Genomic DNA, 16840 nt, shown 5'->3' on the forward strand with positions numbered 1-16840 from the left:
GGTTACTCCTCTTGGTTGGAAACGGGAAAAGCGAACGCCGCAACGAGGCGACGCCGCCAGGGGGGCGACAGATCGGCCTCGATCACGCCATGACCCTGGTAGGCATGAATGAAACGCGGACGCGGACCGGCCTCGGTCATCAGGCCCAGATGCTTGGACACGGCGCCATGTCGCATCCGGAACAGCAGCACATCGCCCGGACGGGCGGCCTCGGGCGGGGTCTGCACCAGACGTGCCGCCAGCCCGGCGGCCAGGGTCTCTTGGCCTTGCGGCTCCGACCAGTCCGGCGTGTAGGGCGGCACATCCAGCAGGGGCGTTCCGGTCGCCTCGGCCCAGACGCCCCGGATCAAGCCGAGGCAATCGCACCCGACACCGCGCAGGCAGGCCTGATGATGATAGGGCGTGCCGATCCAGCCCCGCGCGATCGAGACAAGCGCGGCCCTCACGCCAGGCTCCCGCCGGAATTGCTGTCGCCGCGCCGTGGCACCCGCATCAGCCAATCTTCGCCCGGAATATGAGGAAAGCCCTGGAAGTTTATGAAATTGCTGAATTTCAACCGGCAGGTTGCCGCCCTCTTGTCGCAACCCGCCACCAGCCGCACCCGGTCTCCGACCTGTGGCGCTGCCCCAAGGGGCTGCCAGAGTCCGACCGTGCGCGTCCCGTCGCCCGCGACATCGTCCTGCTTTATCGGCTGGAACAACCCCGCGACCGGGCCAGTCAGCACGTTCAGCGTGCCGCGGGTGAACCAATCGGGCTCGAACCCGTCCAGCCCGGAAAAGTGGAACACCCGTGCCGCGTCGACGGCGTCGATTTCCGCCTCGACGCTGTAGGCCGGCTCGCTCAGGTCAACCCCGCAGCGCGCGTCCCCCAGAACCGCAGCACAGGGCGCCTGGTAGACCCGACCCTGAGGCTGGTTCAACGCCTCGGTCAGCCCACGCAGCTCGGCATGAAAGGCGCCTGCCTTGCGGCGCAGCTCTCCGATATGGCCGCGGAACCGCAAAGCGCGCTGTTCAGGGTCCGCCCAGTTGACCTGCCAGAGCCGCACTTCGGCGGCGTCGTAGCGACCCGCCTCGATATCTGTCTCGGTGACGGCGGCATCGCTCAGCGCGCCCATGGCCTCGCTGTTGTCCACCGACAGCCCGCTTCCGGCCATGACAGCACGGGCCGTGAGACCGGATTGCGCCTTGAATTCAATCCCTTCAAACTCAAGGTTCAAGTCGTGATCCGTAAAGCCGAAGGTCACGCCGTCAGTTCGGACAATGGCCCAGCACCAGCAGGTCGTCGTCAATCCGGTGGCCAGGTGATCGATTAGCCCGCTCATACCCGCACCTCGACAACCGGCACGTCCGGAACCTCGCCCGCCTGAAAATTGGCGACGCTGGTGCGGATCTGGTCGATATCGAAGCGCACGGGCACGTCGAATTCGAACCCGGCCGTGACTTCGGCCTGCAGATCGGGCGGATGGGCGAAGGTGATCACCCCGGTGGTCAGGTCGATCTCGTAATCCACCCCGTCCTGCACGGGATCGCCGCTGACCTGGACATGCACGCGACCGGCAACCGGTTTCGAGATCGGGCGCATATAGCTGTTTTCACCTGAACGGTAGGTCTTAACCAATTGGAATTCCGTCCGAACCTCATCCCCGACGCCCAGAAGCTGATCGCCGCCGTCGATCTCTTGCGACGGGCGTGCGGACTTGAAATCGCTCCAATCCTTCCAGCGAAAGCCGAACAGCTGGCCTTGGCGCGCCTCGAAGAAGGCCACCAGCGCCTCGACATCGTCGAGCGAGCGCAACCCCATCCCTGCATCATAGCGACGCCGCGAATGGGCCCAGGGCGTGTTACGCTCCTCGAACCCGTTGGCGAGCGTGACCACCTCGGTCCGGCGCTCGGGCCCGCCGATCGAGCCGAAGCTCAGCGACGCGGGAAACCTGATCTCGTGGAAATTCATGGCTGCCTCCTCAGCGGTTGCGTTGACCGCGCGCCACAAGGCGCGTCATCTGCGCGGCGATCTGGCCCTGGCTACGCTGGAACCCGGCCACGTCGGGGGTCTGGATGTTCATGGTGACGTTGACGGTCCCGCCACCCTGGGCGCGGACCCCGAGGCGGCCGTCATCACCACGGGTCAGCGGCATGATCGCCTCTGGCCCCGCCTCACCCATCAGGCCGGTTCCGCCACGCATGGGAAAGGTCGTGGCGCGATCAACCACGCCACCACGGGCAAAAGGCAGGACCCGCCCATCCGAGATTGCGCCGCCCTTGGCAAAGGGCATCAGGCCCGAGACCAGCGAATTGACCCCATCGGCCAGCAGGCCCCCGAAATGGTCGGTCACCGGGCGCATGGCGTTGTTGTAGACCGTGCGCGACATGGCCTCGGCCACGGTCGACAGCGCATCCGAGAGTTTCATGCCGTCAAAGACCAGCCCGTCGAAGGCCCGCCGCAACCCGCCGGAAAAGCCGCGTTCCAGGTTACCCAGGTCCCGCGTCGTTTCGGTCAGCGCCGATTGGGTGCGGCGCAGCTGCCCCTCGAAGGCATCCGTCAGCGCGGTGACCGAGCCAAGGGTTTGTTCCAGCACCTTTGCCTCGCTTTCGAAATCGTCCAGACCGTCAATCTCGTCCATCTCTTGCTCCTTCGTCCGGGAAGGCCCGGCTCAATTCCTCAAGGCGCTGGCGGGCCATAGGCGCAGCGGTCATGTCGGCCCCCAGCATCAGCCACAGCTCTGCCGGGGTCAGCGCCCAGAACTCGGCCGGGCGCAGGCCCAGCGCGCCAAGTCCCGCGCGCATCAATGCCGCCCAGTCCATCGCCCCTACCCCGGCACCGCAAAGGCGCGGGCCAGCAGCTCGGCCGCCACCTGTGCGGCCCGCACGACCCCGCCCTCGATCTCGGCGCGCACCAGGTCGCCCGGCCCGCCCTGCCAGCCACCGCCCCGCAGCCCCGCCACGATCAATGCCAGCACGTCGCGGCTGGAATAGCGCCCCTCGTCGAAGCGGCGCACCAGGTCGGGCAGGCTCTCGCCTCCCAGGGAATGCTCCAGCTCGGCCAGCGCACCCAGGGTCAGCTTGCAGACATGGGCCTGCCCGTCGATCACCAGCGCGACCTCTCCTGCCTGCGGGTTCACCATCACGGCAGCGGCGTGAAATCGACCGCGCCCGCCGAAGCCAGCGACAGCTCGTAGGTGGCTTCGCCATCATGGTTGCCGGCATATTCGATCGCCCCCACCTGGAACGGCCCTTCGACCGTGCCGAATCCGGGAATGATCACCTGGAAATCAGGAGTTTCACCGTCGAAGAAGATCTGGCGCACGCGCTCGTCGGTTGCTTCGTCACGAAACACGCCCGAGCCGCTGATCGCGGCGGATTTCATCCCCGCCCCACCCAGCAATTCACGCCAACCGCCAGTGCTCTCGATGCTGGTCACATCCACGCTTTCGGAATTGAAGGCGATGCGTGTGGCCCGAAGGCCCGCCGCCGTCTGAAACTGTCCATCGCCGGTCATGTCGATCTTGATAAGGAGGTCCTTGCCGTTCTGGGCTGCCATGTGTCTTACTCCAATGGTTTTGAGGGTCAGTCATCGTCCACGCGGGCGCGGAAGGTCAGGTCGATGCGGCGCTCGTCGCCGGGGCTGACGCGCACCGCCTTGGCGCGGTGGAATCGCAGCGACACCAGGCGGCCACGGCTCAGCATCAGCGGCGCGTCGACCAGCGCGTCGGACACGGCGGCGGCCACGGCCTTGGCGCTGGCGAAACCGGCGCTGTCCGTCACCACCGAAACGGTAAAGTCGTGCCGCGCGCCACGGCCCGTCTGATCCGAGGCATCACTGGCCTTTTCGGGGCCAAGCGCGATGTAAAGCGACGGCACCGTGCCCGCAGGCAGCGCGTCGTAGATGTCAGTGCCGACCAGCGCGGTCACATCCGCATCGGCAGAGAGCGCCTGGTAGATCGCCGTTTGCAGGGCGGCGGAAATGGCATAGCTCATGCGATCACCTCTTCCTCGGCATCTGCCACCAGGTAGCGGCCGTCGGCATCGTCTTCGCTGACCGCCTGTATGCGATAGACCCGCGTTCCCTCGCGAAAGCGTTGATCCGGTTGCGGGCGCGAAGACGCCCCGATCGGCGCGGCACGCAGCGTGATGCGAAAGCGCACGCGGCTCAGCGGCATGGCGGCCCCGGCGGTCTCGCGGCCCGTGCGGGCCTCGACCTGAGCCCAGAGCGTGCCCAGAGATTGCCAGACCGTCTCGAAGCCCCCGGCCCCGTCGGCGACGCGCATCGGCGCCTCAAGCGTCAGTTTCCTGTTCAGCCGAATGGTCATCACACCAACCCCCGGCCAATACGCAGGCTGCGATAGCGTTCGATCAGCGCCGTCACCCCAAAAGGCATGCAGCCCCCATCGAATTGGGTTTCGTGGCGGTATTCGTAGTAATGCGCCGCCAGCAGCATCACCGCCTGTTGCAGGTCGCTGGGCAGGTCGGACCAATCCGGACCGAACCCGGCCAGAAACCGCAGCCGGACCGACCCGGCCTGGGGGATCGCGGGCAATCCGCTTCCCGTGGCCAGCAGAACCGGGCGCTGCATGTCCGGACGCAGGCGCCAGGCGGCCGCATTGACAGGGTGTTCCTGCCCGGTCCGGTCCAGCAGCGCCACCTCGGCCACGGCACTGACCGGGGCCACTGGCAGCGGCTGTTGACCCGGCTCGGCCCAGGCCGACAGCGTCAGCGCGAAATCGCGCTCGATCAGCACCTTGGAGGTGCGCGCCTCGATCGCCGCCATGGCCGAGCGCAGGAACCCCTCCAGCAGGCCGTCTTGCAAACCGTCATCGGAAAAGCCCGACCCAAGGCGCAGGTGCTCTTTGAACAAACCCACCGGTAGGGCGCTTTGCGGCACCGTGGTCTCTTCGATCAACATCATCAGCTTTCTCCGAAAACGGCTTGTCGTTTCTTGGGATTGGTGCCCGGGCGCAGACCCCCCGCATCGCTCGGACGGAAGGAAGCAGCTGGACAACACGGGGGTGCCCCGCGCCGTGCCTGCGCCCGGGCCGGGGGGCGGCATCATGTCCGCTCCCCGTCCTGGCTGGCCTTAGGACAGGCCGAACTTCAGCAGCTTGATCGCGGCATAGTCGCTGATCGCGCCGCCAACGCGCTTGGTGGCGTAGAACAGCACATGCGGCTTGGCGCTGAACGGGTCGCGCAGCACGCGCAGATCCGGGCGTTCGGCCACGGTATATCCGGCGGCGAAGTCGCCAAAGGCGATCGCCATGGCATTGGTCCCGATATCGGGCATGTCCTCGGCAATCAGCACGGGATAGCCCATCAGGCGCGCCGGCTCGCCAGCCGTCAGTCCATCCGACCACAGGAAGCGCCCGTCGGCATCCTTGAGCTTGCGCACCGCGCCGGCGGTCTTGGAATTCATCACGAAAGTGCCGTTGGCGCGGTATTCGGCGCCCAGCGCATAGACCAGGTCGATGATCGCATCGGCCGGGTTGGCCGCGTCAAAATCTCCGTCGGCGCCGGTGGCGACATAGCCCAGGCTGCCCCAGCTCCAGCCGGCATTGTCCACGCTGGAGGCGGTCAGAAACCCCTCGGGCTTGTCGATGCCGTCGCCCTCCACGAAGGCCGCCGCCTCGGATCGGGCGAACTTGTCGGCGATGCGGGTGGCCAGCCAGCCCTCGATGTCGAATGCGCTGTCATCCAAGAGGCGCTGTGACGCCTTGGGAAGCGCCGACAATTCGTGCAGCGGAATACTGATGCGGTCGATCTGCGGCGTGCCGGTCTCGCTGGCCGGGTCGGTCTCCGTGGCCCAGCCGGCGCCCATATCGGCATGGTCGACCAGCACGTCATAGGACGTGGCCTCGACCTGCACGACATTTGCGACAGCGCGGATCGACGCGGTCGAGGACAGGGTCGAGCGGATCATGTCCGAGGTCTGCGGATCGACCAGGTAGCCGCCATCGGCGGCCACGGCGCTGGACATCGCCTTGCCTTCGATGTCCAGGCCGCGCAGCCCGTCATCATCGCCCGAGCGCAGGTAGGCAGCAAAGGCCTTCTGGTGGGGGGCCTCTTCCGCGGCCGCACTGGCCAGGACCGGGCGGCCCCCGGCGATCATGGATTTACGGTCAAGCTTGCTCATGCGTTTGTCCTGTTCCTGAAGCTTCTGGTGAATGTCGTTCGAAAAGGCCCGGAAATCGGTCATGAACCCGGCCATGGCCGTCTTCAGTTCCCCGGCCGGAGACATGTCTTCCCCGGTCCGAGCCTTCGTCTCGGGTTTGCTCATCTGTCTTTTCCTTCAGATAAGGTGTTGAAACGCCGGGCCTATTTCGGGACCAGCACGCGGCGCGCATCATCGAACACGCCCGCCAGTTCACGCATGATCCGGGCTTCGGGCTCTTCTCCCTTCGCCCCGACCCGCGCATCGGGAAGCATCGGGAACGTGACCAAGGACACCTCCCAAAGTTCCAGCTCCGACAAAAGGCGTCCGCCCTTGTCATTCTTGGTGGCGCGCAAGGTGCGATAGCCGATCGACAACCCGTCGATCGCCCCCGCCTCGATCAGCGCGGCGGCCTCTCTGCCCTTTTCGACCTCGCGCAGGATGCGCCCCTTGACCCAGAGGCCGCGGTCATCCTCGCGCACCTCGTCCCAGACGCCGATGGGCTGGGCCGGATCGTGCTGCCACAGCATCTTGACCCGCGCGCCCTTTTGGCCGAGCCGCTCCAGCGAGCGGCCATAGGCGCCGCGCTCGACCACGTCGCCGCCCTTGTCGGGGGCCCCGAACAGCGAGGCATAGCCCGCAACCTCGGTGCCATCGACCACCAGCTGCGCCTCCGGCCCCATGAATTTGTGTTCCAGGTTCATGTCTTTCTCCTCTCAATGGGCCGTGACCAGCAGCGATTGTGCCGCCTGCGCCAGGATCACCCCCACCACACCGAAGACCGTCAGCCAAAGGCGGCGTTCCAGCCGGTGCATCATGTCCTCGATCTTGCCCAGCTGCGTGTGCAACTGACTGAATTGCAGCGCCGCCAGCCTTTCCTGCGCCTCGATGCGCATGGCAGGGGCACAGTCGAACGCCTCTCTCGGAAAGGGTCTGTCATCCATCCCCGACCTCCAGCGGCGGCAGGCCCAGCAAGCTGCGCTTTTCCGCATCGCTCAGGAATTCCGCTCCTCCGATCCGGGCCCATTGCGCCTCGCGTTCGCTGGCCAGGGCCGGCACCTGGTCGAGGTCGGGGCGCAGCGTGACGCTCTCGCCCGCGAAATCCCCCAGCCAGTCGGACAAGGCCCCGGTCACCCGCGTGGCCAAGGGCAGCACGGTCAGGCGATAGAAGGCGCGGTTGGCCTCCTGGTAGTTCGCATAGGTGGCGTCCCCGGGGATCCCGAGCAGCATCGGCGGCACGCCAAAAGCGATGGCGATCTCGCGCGCGGCGGCCTCCTTGGTCTTCTGGAATTCCATGTCCGAGGGTGAAAAACCCATCGGTTTCCAGTCCAGCCCGCCTTCCAGCAACATCGGCCGGCCCGCATTGCGCGCCCCCTGATGCTGGGTCTCCATTTCCAGCAGGAGGCGATCATATTGATCGGCGCTCAACTGCCCCTGCCCATCCGTTCCCGCATAGACGATCGCCCCCGAGGGCCGCGCAGCATTGTCCAGCAGCGCCTTGGACCAGCGGCTGGCCGCATTATGCACGTCCACTGCATTGGCCGCCGCCTGCATTGCGGACAGGCCGTAATGGTCGTCCTGGGGGTGAAAACTCTTGATATGGCAGATCGGACCGGGGCCGTCGCCGACATGGAACCGGTGCTTGCGCCCCCCGACGGTATAGTCATAGGCCACCGGCCAGCCATCCTGCCCCGGCACCAGCGCCATGCGCTCCGACCGCAAGACATGCAGCTCTGCCGGCACGCCCTCGGCACCGCCCACGGCCTCGACATAGCCATTGCCGGTCAGCAAAAGCTGCCCGATCAGCGCCTCGATCAGCTCGGCCCGACCCTGAGCGGCATTCGGGCGGCGGATCAGGTCCAGCACCGGATGGCTGTCATAGCGGCGGTCATGATCCTGAAGCACCAGCGGCAACGCGGCCACCGCTTCGGCGATCATCTTGACCGTGCGAAAGCCGATCGGGTTCGCGGCAAAGCCGGTCTTGGTCAGGGTCACGCTGTCGCGTGCGCTCCAGGTCACGCGCCCGGCACTGCCCCAGGCCGCCACGCGGCCCGCGGCCGAGGCCTTGGCCTCGGGGGCACCGGTTTCGGCCTCGCCACGCTTGAGAAAGTCGAACATCCAAATCTCCTCGATCCGCCACGATCTTGCGGTTCACGAGGGACACTGTCGGGGAAAGTCTTGAACGGGTGGGAAATGCACCGTGCGCCGCGGGCGCAACGCGCCTGAACGCGTGTAGCAGCAGCTATTTCTATGGCGATACAGACAGAATCGCCAGCCAGAACATGGCGCAAAGGCTCGCGGCCCCGAGGCTCATGAGCCAGACCGGGTCGGTTTGCCCGGCCATCAATACAACCTGCAAGGGCAGCGACACGGCAAGAACGATCATGACCAGCGCCGGGGCTGCCAGCCGGCGCGGAAGATGCCAGAGCACCCCCGGCAGCAGGTAGAGGGGCCCGATCAGGTAGTGGTTCCAGGCCAGCGGACCGCAAAGGATGACCAGCGCCCAGAGCGCCAACAGCCGTGGATAGACCGGCTGGCCCGCCCCGCGCGTCACTCGCCAGATCAAGGCCAGCCCCAGGATCAGAACAGCCATGGACAGCAGCCCGCCCCAGCCGCCGGATTCGACGACGGTCAAAGCTTTGTCCTCCATGCCGGAGCCGAGTCCGCCGGATATGACCTCCCCCCACCGGGCGATCACCGCTTCCAGCCCGAGGTTCAAAGGCGTAAGCACCATATATGCCGAGGCGCGTTGAAGCTGCTCCCAGAAGGCGATGTGCAGAGGCAGCCCGGCGATAGCCAGGCTGAGCATAAGCAGACCCAGGCCCGTGGCGGCCGCGACCCCAGCTGCGCGCCAGTGCCGGTCCATCAGGAAGATCACAGCCAGGATCGCAGGCGTGATCTTGATGGCCGCCGCCAGTCCCAACGCGATCCCGGCCATACGCCAGGCGCCCGCGCGATAGCGTTCGAAGGCCAGCAGGACAAGGAAGGTCACGGTTATCTGCGGTTGGTTGTGCCAGAAGGCATTCAGAAACGGCGTGCTGACCAGCGCGATGAGCGCGGCGATGCCGAACCAAGCCCAAAGAGGCGCGGAGCCCTGCGCCGCGATCCGGCGGGCAAGCAGGATCGACCACAGGAAAAACCCGATATGCACCACCAGGACGAGGTTATAGAACGCGATGGGATCAAGCCGTACCGCAAGCGGGGCAAGCACGGCCGCCCAGAGCGGCGCATAGACATAAGGCAGAACCAGCTCATCGCCATGCCCCAACTGCAGCGCCATGTCCTGCCATTCCGGCGAGGCGACGGCACCGAAGAACCGGTCCGGCGCGAGGTAGATCAATTCGGTCTGGCCAAGACCATAGGACCGCGCTGCGAAATAGAGGGCACTCAGATCCTGATGCCAGCTGTTACCGAACCCGGCCCAGATGAGCACGATGCTGGCCATGGCGGCGACCACAACGATCAACGTCTCGGTTCTGCGCCGCATCGGCATGGCCCTCTTTGCACGTTTCTCTCGGACTCAGACCGACACACCGGGACGTGTCAAGGACCGGTGGCCTGTCAAAGCCTGCGCACCTGCGGGCTGCGATGCCGCCGGGCCGGGTCCAAAACCAGTTCGGTGATCGCCCAGACCAGCGCATCGATGCGGTCCGGCGACCCGGCCCCCTGATACCCTTGGGCGGTCATCTGGCACATCTGATCCTCAAGGTCGCCCAGTCCGCGCAGATGAGCCACGCGTCCCTGCTCGTAAAGCGCCGCGACCGGTTCGGCCCGCGCCGACTTGGACCGCCCCGCATGGAGGGCCTTGTAAGGCACGGTCTCGTCAAGGGATCGCAGGATGGCCTCGACCATGGCCCCACCCTGGTTCACCTCGGCCACCAGTCGATCCGCTTGGTGACGTTCCATCGCCTCAAGGGCGGCAGCGGCCCAGCCATTGGGCGACAGCCCCTGCACGCTCGCATCTTCCAGAACATAGGCGCGCCAATACTTCGGCGGCCCTTGGGTGCGCGCGCCGACCACGACAATGCCACAGGTGTCGGCCCCTGCCCCCTGCCCGGCGGGCGGATCAACGGCGACGACCACACGATCCAGCTCCGGCGCCGCGTCGACCCGTGCGGCCTCCAACCGGTCGGTGGTCCAGAGCGCGCCATCGACATCCGACAAAAGCACCCCCTCCAGTTCCTGCCGCCCCAGCCGCGTGCCGGCATATTCGGTCATCACCTCTTCGAGAAACGTATCGGCCAGGTAGGCCCGGTTGGCATGGGTCGGGGCATGGGTCTGCACGGTCGATGGCCGTGCCAGAAGGTCGGTCAGCGCCTTGACCCGGCGCGGGGTCGTGGTGACGCAGGCGCGCGGATGCTTTCCCAGACGCAGACCGAATTGCAGCATCGGCCAGACCTCGTCCACCTTCTTCCACTTGGCCAGCTCATCGGCCCAGGCCGCATCGAATTGCGGCCCGCGCAAGGCCTCGGGGTCATGGGCGGAAAAGACTCGCGCCGTCGCACCGTTGGGCCAGATCAGCATCTGCCGCCCGGCGATCCATTGCGGGCGGCGATCATCGGGCGTGCAGGCCAGGAGGCCGCTTTCCCCGAACACCATCACCTCTCGCGCCTGGTCCATGGTTTCACCCACCAGCGCCACGCGCCTGGCAATGCCGGGGTCGCGCGGACGCGACCCCTCTACCATGGACCTGACCCATTCAGCGCCGGCGCGGGTCTTGCCCGCACCGCGCCCGCCCAGGATTACCCAGGTTCGCCAATCGCCCTCGGGCGGCAATTGGTGGCCCAGCGCCCAGAACTCGAACAGGTAGGGCAGCGCCCGCAGCTCATCCGCCCCCAGCGCCCGAAGAAACGCCTTTCTCTCGGCAGCACCTGCGGAGGCGAGCCAATCTGCACCCGATCTGGTATCGTGCCCGGTCGAAGTCGATCTCGCCCTCATCAAGCCCGGTTCCGAATTTTTCATTGAACTCCGCCTCCAGTTTCTGCGCATGGACCACGGCCGTTTCCAACTGCTTCTGCTTGGCCGCCAGGTCCTTGACCTCGCCCAATTGCCCGGTCTGCAGATCGCCCAGGATACGGGTCAGGGTCTCGTTGATGCTTCGGTAGAGCTGCCTAGCCTCCTTGATACGTTCAGCAGCGATTTCCTGATCGGCGGGTGTGCCGCCGCGTTGGTTGCTCATAAGGGTTCACCCCGCTGGTTGCTCCGCCCAGCGAGCGCGCCATGAAAAACGGCCCCCGGGGGATTGCTCCCCGGGGGCCGTCACAGCTTGCCCAGCATGTGAGAAAACTACGTCGGACCGTGCGAACGGTCAAAACTTGCGCCGAACTGACCGGGCGTTGCGTTTACTCGGCCTGTTCGGCCTCCAACGCACGGTAAGCGGCGACATTGCGGTTGTGCTCTTCCAGCGTGACCGCGAAATTGTGCCCGTCACGCGGATCCAGCGACTTGGCCACGAAGAAGATGTAGTCGGTCTCCTCGGGGTTCATCACCGCCTCGATGCTCAGCCGGCCCGGATTGGCGATAGGCGTCGGCGGCAGGCCCGAGATCACGTAGGTATTGTAGGGCGTTTCGGCGCGCAATTCACTTTGCCGCAAGCCCCGTCCCAGCACGCCGCGCCCCTCGGTAATGCCATAGATCACGGTCGGGTCCGTTTGCAGACGCATGCCGGTCTCCAGTCGGTTTTCAAAGACACTGGCCACCGTGCGCACCTCGTCATAACCGCCGGTTTCCTTTTCCACGATCGAGGCCAGGATCAACGCCTCTTCGGGGCTGTCGAGCGGCAGGCCTTCGTCGCGGTTCGCCCAGGCCTCGGCCAGGATCCGCTCTTGCGCGCTCTGCATCCGGGCGACCAACGCGCCGACGTCATCGCCGGGCGACACCTGGTAGCTGTTGGGCGCAAGGCTCCCCTCGGCAGGAACCTCGGAGATTTCACCGTCGAGGAATTCCAGGCCATTGAGCGCCGTCATCACCTGCCAGCTGGTCACGCCTTCGGACACCACCACGCGATACTGGGTGTCCGCAGCCTCGCGCTTCTGCAGATAGGCCTCGGGGGCCTCGTCCTCGGCGGGGTTGAACTGTGCCAGTTCCTCGTATTCCTCGGTTTCGGGGTTCAACTCACGCACCTCCGCCAGAACCCGCGTGACCCCGATGCGATAGACGATCTCGGTGCCGCAGGTGCTCTGCCCGCTGGCGGTGACGATGTCGATGATCTCTTCCATCGACGCGCCCTCGGGCACGAGGAAAGACCCGGCCTTCAACTGCGATGCCTTCTCGGAATAATCCGCACCGATACGAAAGATCGCCGGATAGGCAATGGCCCCGGCATCTGCCAGGTCCTCGCTGACGATGCGCATGTTCGAGCCGCTTTCGACCTTCAGGCAGATGGCCGCCTCAAGCGGGCCCTCGGCGCTGTATTGCCTGTTGCCCCAAGCCACCACGCCCGCCAGAAGGAACAAGGCCACGATCAGAAAGGTCAGCGCATTGCTGGCGATATGTCGCCACATCTAGCCGACCTTTCCGAACAGGACGCTCGCATTGGTGCCGCCGAAGCCGAAGGAGTTGGACAGGGCGACGTCGATCTTGCGATCGACTTTCTTGTTGGGGGCAAGATCGAGTGGCGTTTCCACGGCCGGATCGTCCAGGTTGATCGTCGGCGGTGCCACCTGGTCACGGATGGCGAGAATCGAGAAGATCGCCTCGATCGCGCCCGCCGCGCCCAGAAGGTGCCCGGTCATCGACTTGGTCGAGGACATGGTCACATTGGCCGCGTGATCACCAAGCAAACGTTCGACTGCACCCAGCTCGATCGTATCGGCCATGGTGCTCGTGCCATGGGCATTGATGTAGTCGATATCCGACGGCGTCAGACCGGCATCCTCCAGCGCGGCCTGCATGGACCGGAACCCGCCTTCGCCATCCTCGGACGGTGCCGTGATGTGATAGGCATCGCCGGTCAGGCCATAGCCGATGACCTCGGCATAGATCTTGGCACCGCGCGCCTTCGCGTGCTCGTAATCCTCCAGCACGACCATGCCCGCGCCCTCGCCCATGACGAAGCCATCGCGGTCGGTGTCATAGGGGCGACTGGCGGATTTCGGATCGTCCGCGCGCTTGGTCGAGAGCGCCTTGCAGGCATTGAACCCGGCAATGCCGATCTCGCAGATGGCCGCCTCGGCACCACCGGCAATCATCACGTCGGCCCGGCCCGCCTTGATCAGCTGCGCCGCGTCGCCGATTGCATGGGCGCCGGTGGAACAGGCCGTTACGACCGCATGGTTCGGCCCCTTGAAGCCATACTTGATGGCGATCTGGCCAGAGATCAGGTTGATCAACGCGCCGGGCACGAAGAAGGGCGACACGCGGCGCGGCCCCTTTTCCTTCATCATCACGGCGGTGTTGGCGATGGAGTTCAGCCCGCCGATACCCGACCCGGTCAGAACGCCCGTGCGCAGCAGCGCCTCTTCGTTCTCGGGTGTCCAGCCCGCATCCTCAACAGCCTGCTGGGCGGCAGCCATGGCGAACAGGATGAAGGTATCGACCTTCCGGGCCTCTTTCGGCTCCATGTATTTGTCAGGGTCGAACGTGCCGTTTTCGCCGTCGCCATAAGGCACTTCGCAGGCATAGGTGGTGGTGAATCCCTCGGGATCGAAACGGGTGATGGTGCCCGCCCCGCTTTCCCCGGCCAGAATCCGCGTCCAGCTTTCTTCCACACCGTCGGCCAACGGCGTGACCAGCCCCAATCCGGTTACAACGACACGACGCATGCTCTGCCCCTCGACTTCCAGTTTCCTCGCAGCCTGATACCCCGGCGCGGGGGAAAGGGGCAAGGGCCGAACATGCCGTAGACGCGAACCGGCAGCACCATGCGCGCGTCCGTGAGCGCCACAAACAAAAAAGGGCGGCCCATGGCGGACCGCCCTTTTCGAATTCTTTCCGACGCTCGGCTCAGCTGGCGTCGTTGATGAACTTAACGGCGTCGCCAAAGGTCTGGATGGTTTCGGCGGCGTCATCGGGGATCTCGATGCCGAACTCTTCTTCGAAAGCCATGACCAGCTCAACGGTGTCCAGGGAGTCGGCGCCAAGATCGTCGATGAAGGACGCGCCCTCGACAACCTTGCCTTCTTCAACACCCAGGTGTTCCACAACGATCTTGCGGACGCGGTCTGCGACGTCGCTCATGATAGTTCCTCACTTCTTCGGGGCCTTGTGCCCCCTGTTTGGGTTGCCCTCGCCGGGGATGGCTGCCGGGCGGCTCTTTCGGCCCTGCTCGAGGACCCGAATGGGCGGACGACATGCCCCCGCCGCGAAATCTGTGGGGCCTATATCAGAGATTCCTCACAACGCAAACGCTTTCAGACCCGCCAGGGGCGGCTATAGCATCGCCATGCCGCCGTTCACATGCAGCGTGGTTCCCGTGACGTAAGCCGCCTCGTCGCTGGCCAGATAGAGCGCCGCTGCGGCGATCTCCTCGGGCGTGCCCATGCGGGCGGCCGGGATCTGCGCGTTGATCGTGGCCTTCTGATCGTCGGACAGCTTTTCGGTCATCGCCGTGGCGATAAAGCCGGGCGCGACGCAGTTCACCGTGATGCCGCGGGTGGCGACCTCATAGGCGATGGACTTGGACATGCCCACCATGCCGGCCTTGGAGGCCGCATAGTTTGCCTGCCCGGGATTGCCCGTGGCGCCCACGATCGAGCTGATATTGACGATCCGGCCCCAGCGGGATTTCATCATCGGCCGGATGGCGGCTTTGCACAACCGCATCGTCGAGGTCAGGTTGACCTCCAGCACGCTGTCCCATTCCTCGTCACTCATGCGCATGAAGATGTTGTCGCGGGTGATGCCAGCGTTGTTGATCAGGATATCGACCGCGCCCATCGCGTCACTGGCGCGCTTGACCAAGCCATCCACCTCATCCCGATCCGAAAGGTTGCACGGCAGAACATGGGCCCGCTCGCCCAGCTCCGCGGCAAGCTCCTGCAAGGGGGCTTCGCGGGTGCCGGACAAGCCGACATTGGCCCCGGCCCCATGCAGGGCCTTGGCGATCGCGCCGCCGATCCCGCCCGATGCGCCGGTGATCAGCGCGGATTTTCCTGTCAGATCGAACATCTCGTGCTTCCTTTCCTGCGCCCCCGTATGCGAGGGCAACAAAATTCCAGACTTCTGACGCCCCCCCGGTCGGCGGAGCCATTCCTTACCCGTTCAGCGCCTCTGCCGCCGCCAGGACATCCTCTGGCGTGCCGACCGTGCGCGTGGTGACGGAACGGTCGATGCGCTTGACCATCCCCGACAGCGCCTTGCCCGCGCCGATTTCCCAGGCTTCGGTTACGCCCTGGGCGGCCATCCAGGCCACGCTTTCGCGCCAGCGGACCGAACCGGTCACCTGCGCCACCAGCAGGTCGCGGATCTCATTGGGGTCGCTGACCGCTTCGGCGCGCACATTGGCCACCAGCGGCACGGCGGGCGCGGCAATCTCGACCTCCGCGAGGGCCTCGGCCATGCGGTCGGCGGCAGGCTGCATCAATGTGCAATGGAACGGCGCGCTGACCGGCAGCAGCATGGCCCGCTTGGCACCCTTCTCCTTGGCGATCTCGACGGCGCGCTCCACGGCAGCCTTGTGGCCCGAGACCACCACCTGACTGGGATCATTGTCATTGGCGGCCTGGCACACCTCGCCCTGGGCGGCCTCTTCGGCCACGGCGGCAGCGGTGGCGAAATCAAGGCCCAGCAGAGCGGCCATCGCACCTTCACCCACCGGCACGGCCTCTTGCATTGCGGTGCCGCGAATGCGCAACAAACGGGCCGTGTCGCCCACGCCAAGCGCGCCGGCCGCCGCCAGGGCGGAATATTCACCAAGGCTGTGCCCGGCCACGAAATCCGCCGCCTCGATCGTCACACCCTCGGCCTCCAGGGCACGCATCGCTGCCATGGACGTGGCCATCAGCGCAGGCTGGGCGTTTCGAGTCAGCGTCAGTTCGGCGATATCGCCCTCCCAGATCAAGGCCGACAGGGACTCGCCCAAGGCCGCGTCCACCTCGTCAAAAACCGCTCTTGCTGCGGGATAGGCCTCGGCCAGCGCCTTTCCCATACCAATTGCCTGTGCGCCCTGTCCGGGAAATACGAAAGCCCGCATCGTTAGGGTCCCCTCCTACCTGTTCCCGACCTGACCTAGCGGAACGGGACCGGGGGCACAAGAATAGGAAGACCGCCGCGCCAAAGCGCGTCGGTTCCAAGCTCGGGGGTCAGGATGGGTCAGCGCGTCAAGGGGCCGGCAAAGGACGGCGGCGTCTGATCGCCCCGCGACATGGCAAGCGCGCCGCGCTCGACGGGGCTAGGGCCAATCTCGTAGCCCCAGAACTGCTCCTCTATGACCGGGCGTTCCAGCCGTGGTTCACCGTGAACATCCCTGTTTTCGGCAACGGTCTGCGCGCGTTGGCTATAGATGGTCATGGGTCTGCCCCCGATGGTTGCCTCTCGGGAAGAAGATGGCGGCGATTTGTGGCACAATCCGGGCGGGGGCAGGGAAATCTTGCGTTGGGGGCCCATTCATCAATGCCCGGCTCCGTTCACGGGCTTGATCCCGGACGCCCAAGCTGTATAAGGCCGCATCCTTCCGCGTAGCTAGATGAACTGCGCAGTCTCTCGTGGGCCGGGTGCGGAAGGCGAACTGCCCTGCCCTTTGAAATGCGCCGAAACATGAATG

At 65.7% G+C, this 16840-nt stretch carries 23 protein-coding genes; all 23 read right to left on the reverse strand.

From position 1 onward, the window contains the following. Window positions 1-2: 2 nt before the first annotated feature. Complete coding sequence (locus tag DFK10_RS03175) at window positions 3-446, reverse strand: NlpC/P60 family protein (RefSeq protein ID WP_109386486.1); 444 nt, start codon at window positions 444-446, stop codon at window positions 3-5. Continuing rightward, window positions 443-1321, reverse strand: coding sequence for a DUF2163 domain-containing protein (locus DFK10_RS03180; RefSeq protein ID WP_109386488.1), 879 nt, complete (start codon window positions 1319-1321; stop codon window positions 443-445). The genes DFK10_RS03175 and DFK10_RS03180 overlap by 4 nt, the downstream gene beginning before the upstream one ends. Then, window positions 1318-1950, reverse strand: coding sequence for a DUF2460 domain-containing protein (locus tag DFK10_RS03185; RefSeq protein ID WP_109386645.1), 633 nt, complete (start codon window positions 1948-1950; stop codon window positions 1318-1320). Before DFK10_RS03185 ends, DFK10_RS03180 begins: the two co-directional genes overlap by 4 nt. Before the next feature lie 10 nt (window positions 1951-1960). Beyond that, the gene (locus DFK10_RS03190) at window positions 1961-2620 is read right to left on the reverse strand and encodes a phage tail tape measure protein (RefSeq protein ID WP_109386490.1); all 660 of its coding nucleotides are present in this window, start codon (window positions 2618-2620) and stop codon (window positions 1961-1963) included. Next, entirely contained in the window at window positions 2607-2801 is a 195-nt protein-coding gene (locus DFK10_RS03195; RefSeq protein WP_109386492.1) for a rcc01693 family protein, read from the reverse strand. Before DFK10_RS03195 ends, DFK10_RS03190 begins: the two co-directional genes overlap by 14 nt. 5 nt (window positions 2802-2806) lie before the next feature. Beyond that, entirely contained in the window at window positions 2807-3121 is a 315-nt protein-coding gene (locus DFK10_RS03200; protein ID WP_109386494.1) for a gene transfer agent family protein, read from the reverse strand. Then, complete coding sequence (locus DFK10_RS03205) at window positions 3121-3537, reverse strand: phage major tail protein, TP901-1 family (protein ID WP_109386496.1); 417 nt, start codon at window positions 3535-3537, stop codon at window positions 3121-3123. Before DFK10_RS03205 ends, DFK10_RS03200 begins: the two co-directional genes overlap by 1 nt. 26 nt (window positions 3538-3563) lie before the next feature. After that, entirely contained in the window at window positions 3564-3974 is a 411-nt protein-coding gene (locus tag DFK10_RS03210; RefSeq protein ID WP_109386498.1) for a DUF3168 domain-containing protein, read from the reverse strand. Beyond that, on the reverse strand, window positions 3971-4306 hold the full coding sequence (locus tag DFK10_RS03215) for a head-tail adaptor protein (RefSeq protein ID WP_109386500.1): 336 nt from the start codon (window positions 4304-4306) through the stop codon (window positions 3971-3973). The genes DFK10_RS03210 and DFK10_RS03215 overlap by 4 nt, the downstream gene beginning before the upstream one ends. Beyond that, complete coding sequence (locus DFK10_RS03220) at window positions 4306-4902, reverse strand: head-tail connector protein (protein ID WP_109386502.1); 597 nt, start codon at window positions 4900-4902, stop codon at window positions 4306-4308. The genes DFK10_RS03215 and DFK10_RS03220 overlap by 1 nt, the downstream gene beginning before the upstream one ends. Before the next feature lie 168 nt (window positions 4903-5070). Further along, window positions 5071-6264, reverse strand: a complete 1194-nt coding sequence (locus DFK10_RS03225) for a phage major capsid protein (protein ID WP_109386504.1) — start codon at window positions 6262-6264, stop codon at window positions 5071-5073. Window positions 6265-6302: 38 nt separating this feature from the next. Then, on the reverse strand, window positions 6303-6842 hold the full coding sequence (locus DFK10_RS03230) for an HK97 family phage prohead protease (RefSeq protein ID WP_109386506.1): 540 nt from the start codon (window positions 6840-6842) through the stop codon (window positions 6303-6305). 12 nt (window positions 6843-6854) lie between these two features. After that, window positions 6855-7082, reverse strand: coding sequence for a GTA head formation protein, RCAP_rcc01685 family (locus DFK10_RS03235; RefSeq protein WP_109386508.1), 228 nt, complete (start codon window positions 7080-7082; stop codon window positions 6855-6857). After that, window positions 7075-8256 carry a phage portal protein gene (locus DFK10_RS03240; protein ID WP_109386510.1) on the reverse strand — a complete coding sequence of 394 codons (1182 nt, stop codon included), beginning with the start codon at window positions 8254-8256 and terminating at the stop codon, window positions 7075-7077. The genes DFK10_RS03235 and DFK10_RS03240 overlap by 8 nt, the downstream gene beginning before the upstream one ends. Window positions 8257-8386: 130 nt before the next feature. Continuing rightward, window positions 8387-9625 (reverse strand): glycosyltransferase family 87 protein, encoded by a 1239-nt coding sequence (locus DFK10_RS03245; protein ID WP_217810045.1) that lies wholly within the window; start codon window positions 9623-9625, stop codon window positions 8387-8389. 74 nt (window positions 9626-9699) lie between these two features. Beyond that, window positions 9700-11076, reverse strand: coding sequence for a DNA-packaging protein (locus DFK10_RS03250; protein WP_109386647.1), 1377 nt, complete (start codon window positions 11074-11076; stop codon window positions 9700-9702). Then, window positions 10964-11317, reverse strand: a complete 354-nt coding sequence (locus tag DFK10_RS16410; protein WP_217810046.1) for a hypothetical protein — start codon at window positions 11315-11317, stop codon at window positions 10964-10966. The genes DFK10_RS03250 and DFK10_RS16410 overlap by 113 nt, the downstream gene beginning before the upstream one ends. A gap of 163 nt (window positions 11318-11480) precedes the next feature. Further along, window positions 11481-12641 (reverse strand): endolytic transglycosylase MltG, encoded by a 1161-nt coding sequence (mltG, locus tag DFK10_RS03260; RefSeq protein ID WP_109386516.1) that lies wholly within the window; start codon window positions 12639-12641, stop codon window positions 11481-11483. Further along, entirely contained in the window at window positions 12642-13901 is a 1260-nt protein-coding gene (gene fabF, locus DFK10_RS03265) for a beta-ketoacyl-ACP synthase II (RefSeq protein ID WP_109386518.1), read from the reverse strand. A gap of 181 nt (window positions 13902-14082) precedes the next feature. Continuing rightward, window positions 14083-14316, reverse strand: a complete 234-nt coding sequence (locus tag DFK10_RS03270; RefSeq protein ID WP_109386520.1) for an acyl carrier protein — start codon at window positions 14314-14316, stop codon at window positions 14083-14085. A gap of 192 nt (window positions 14317-14508) precedes the next feature. Beyond that, window positions 14509-15246, reverse strand: a complete 738-nt coding sequence (gene fabG, locus DFK10_RS03275) for a 3-oxoacyl-[acyl-carrier-protein] reductase (RefSeq protein WP_109386522.1) — start codon at window positions 15244-15246, stop codon at window positions 14509-14511. Window positions 15247-15331: 85 nt separating this feature from the next. Further along, the gene (gene fabD / locus DFK10_RS03280; protein ID WP_109386524.1) at window positions 15332-16270 is read right to left on the reverse strand and encodes an ACP S-malonyltransferase; all 939 of its coding nucleotides are present in this window, start codon (window positions 16268-16270) and stop codon (window positions 15332-15334) included. Between the two features lie 119 nt (window positions 16271-16389). Continuing rightward, on the reverse strand, window positions 16390-16587 hold the full coding sequence (locus DFK10_RS03285) for a hypothetical protein (RefSeq protein WP_109386526.1): 198 nt from the start codon (window positions 16585-16587) through the stop codon (window positions 16390-16392). Window positions 16588-16840: the final 253 nt, after the last annotated feature.

Source organism: Salibaculum griseiflavum, from assembly GCF_003129565.1.
Classification (GTDB): Bacteria; Pseudomonadota; Alphaproteobacteria; order Rhodobacterales; family Rhodobacteraceae; genus Salibaculum; species Salibaculum griseiflavum.

What these genes read in the sequence shown, in the direction of transcription:
- DFK10_RS03230 (WP_109386506.1), bottom strand. Translation starts at nt 6,842, where the DNA reads ATGAACCTGGAACACAAATTCATGGGGCCGGAGGCGCAGCTGGTGGTC.
- DFK10_RS03245 (WP_217810045.1), bottom strand. Translation starts at nt 9,625, where the DNA reads ATGCGGCGCAGAACCGAGACGTTGATCGTTGTGGTCGCCGCCATGGCC.
- DFK10_RS03220 (WP_109386502.1), bottom strand. Translation starts at nt 4,902, where the DNA reads ATGATGTTGATCGAAGAGACCACGGTGCCGCAAAGCGCCCTACCGGTG.
- DFK10_RS03240 (WP_109386510.1), bottom strand. Translation starts at nt 8,256, where the DNA reads ATGTTCGACTTTCTCAAGCGTGGCGAGGCCGAAACCGGTGCCCCCGAG.
- DFK10_RS03285 (WP_109386526.1), bottom strand. Translation starts at nt 16,587, where the DNA reads ATGACCATCTATAGCCAACGCGCGCAGACCGTTGCCGAAAACAGGGAT.
- fabD (WP_109386524.1), bottom strand. Translation starts at nt 16,270, where the DNA reads ATGCGGGCTTTCGTATTTCCCGGACAGGGCGCACAGGCAATTGGTATG.
- DFK10_RS03210 (WP_109386498.1), bottom strand. Translation starts at nt 3,974, where the DNA reads ATGAGCTATGCCATTTCCGCCGCCCTGCAAACGGCGATCTACCAGGCG.
- DFK10_RS03190 (WP_109386490.1), bottom strand. Translation starts at nt 2,620, where the DNA reads ATGGACGAGATTGACGGTCTGGACGATTTCGAAAGCGAGGCAAAGGTG.
- DFK10_RS03215 (WP_109386500.1), bottom strand. Translation starts at nt 4,306, where the DNA reads ATGACCATTCGGCTGAACAGGAAACTGACGCTTGAGGCGCCGATGCGC.
- fabF (WP_109386518.1), bottom strand. Translation starts at nt 13,901, where the DNA reads ATGCGTCGTGTCGTTGTAACCGGATTGGGGCTGGTCACGCCGTTGGCC.
- DFK10_RS03225 (WP_109386504.1), bottom strand. Translation starts at nt 6,264, where the DNA reads ATGAGCAAACCCGAGACGAAGGCTCGGACCGGGGAAGACATGTCTCCG.
- DFK10_RS03180 (WP_109386488.1), bottom strand. Translation starts at nt 1,321, where the DNA reads ATGAGCGGGCTAATCGATCACCTGGCCACCGGATTGACGACGACCTGC.
- DFK10_RS03200 (WP_109386494.1), bottom strand. Translation starts at nt 3,121, where the DNA reads ATGGTGAACCCGCAGGCAGGAGAGGTCGCGCTGGTGATCGACGGGCAG.
- DFK10_RS03185 (WP_109386645.1), bottom strand. Translation starts at nt 1,950, where the DNA reads ATGAATTTCCACGAGATCAGGTTTCCCGCGTCGCTGAGCTTCGGCTCG.
- DFK10_RS16410 (WP_217810046.1), bottom strand. Translation starts at nt 11,317, where the DNA reads ATGAGCAACCAACGCGGCGGCACACCCGCCGATCAGGAAATCGCTGCT.
- DFK10_RS03195 (WP_109386492.1), bottom strand. Translation starts at nt 2,801, where the DNA reads ATGGACTGGGCGGCATTGATGCGCGCGGGACTTGGCGCGCTGGGCCTG.
- DFK10_RS03205 (WP_109386496.1), bottom strand. Translation starts at nt 3,537, where the DNA reads ATGGCAGCCCAGAACGGCAAGGACCTCCTTATCAAGATCGACATGACC.
- mltG (WP_109386516.1), bottom strand. Translation starts at nt 12,641, where the DNA reads ATGTGGCGACATATCGCCAGCAATGCGCTGACCTTTCTGATCGTGGCC.
- DFK10_RS03270 (WP_109386520.1), bottom strand. Translation starts at nt 14,316, where the DNA reads ATGAGCGACGTCGCAGACCGCGTCCGCAAGATCGTTGTGGAACACCTG.
- fabG (WP_109386522.1), bottom strand. Translation starts at nt 15,246, where the DNA reads ATGTTCGATCTGACAGGAAAATCCGCGCTGATCACCGGCGCATCGGGC.
- DFK10_RS03250 (WP_109386647.1), bottom strand. Translation starts at nt 11,076, where the DNA reads ATGAGGGCGAGATCGACTTCGACCGGGCACGATACCAGATCGGGTGCA.
- DFK10_RS03235 (WP_109386508.1), bottom strand. Translation starts at nt 7,082, where the DNA reads ATGGATGACAGACCCTTTCCGAGAGAGGCGTTCGACTGTGCCCCTGCC.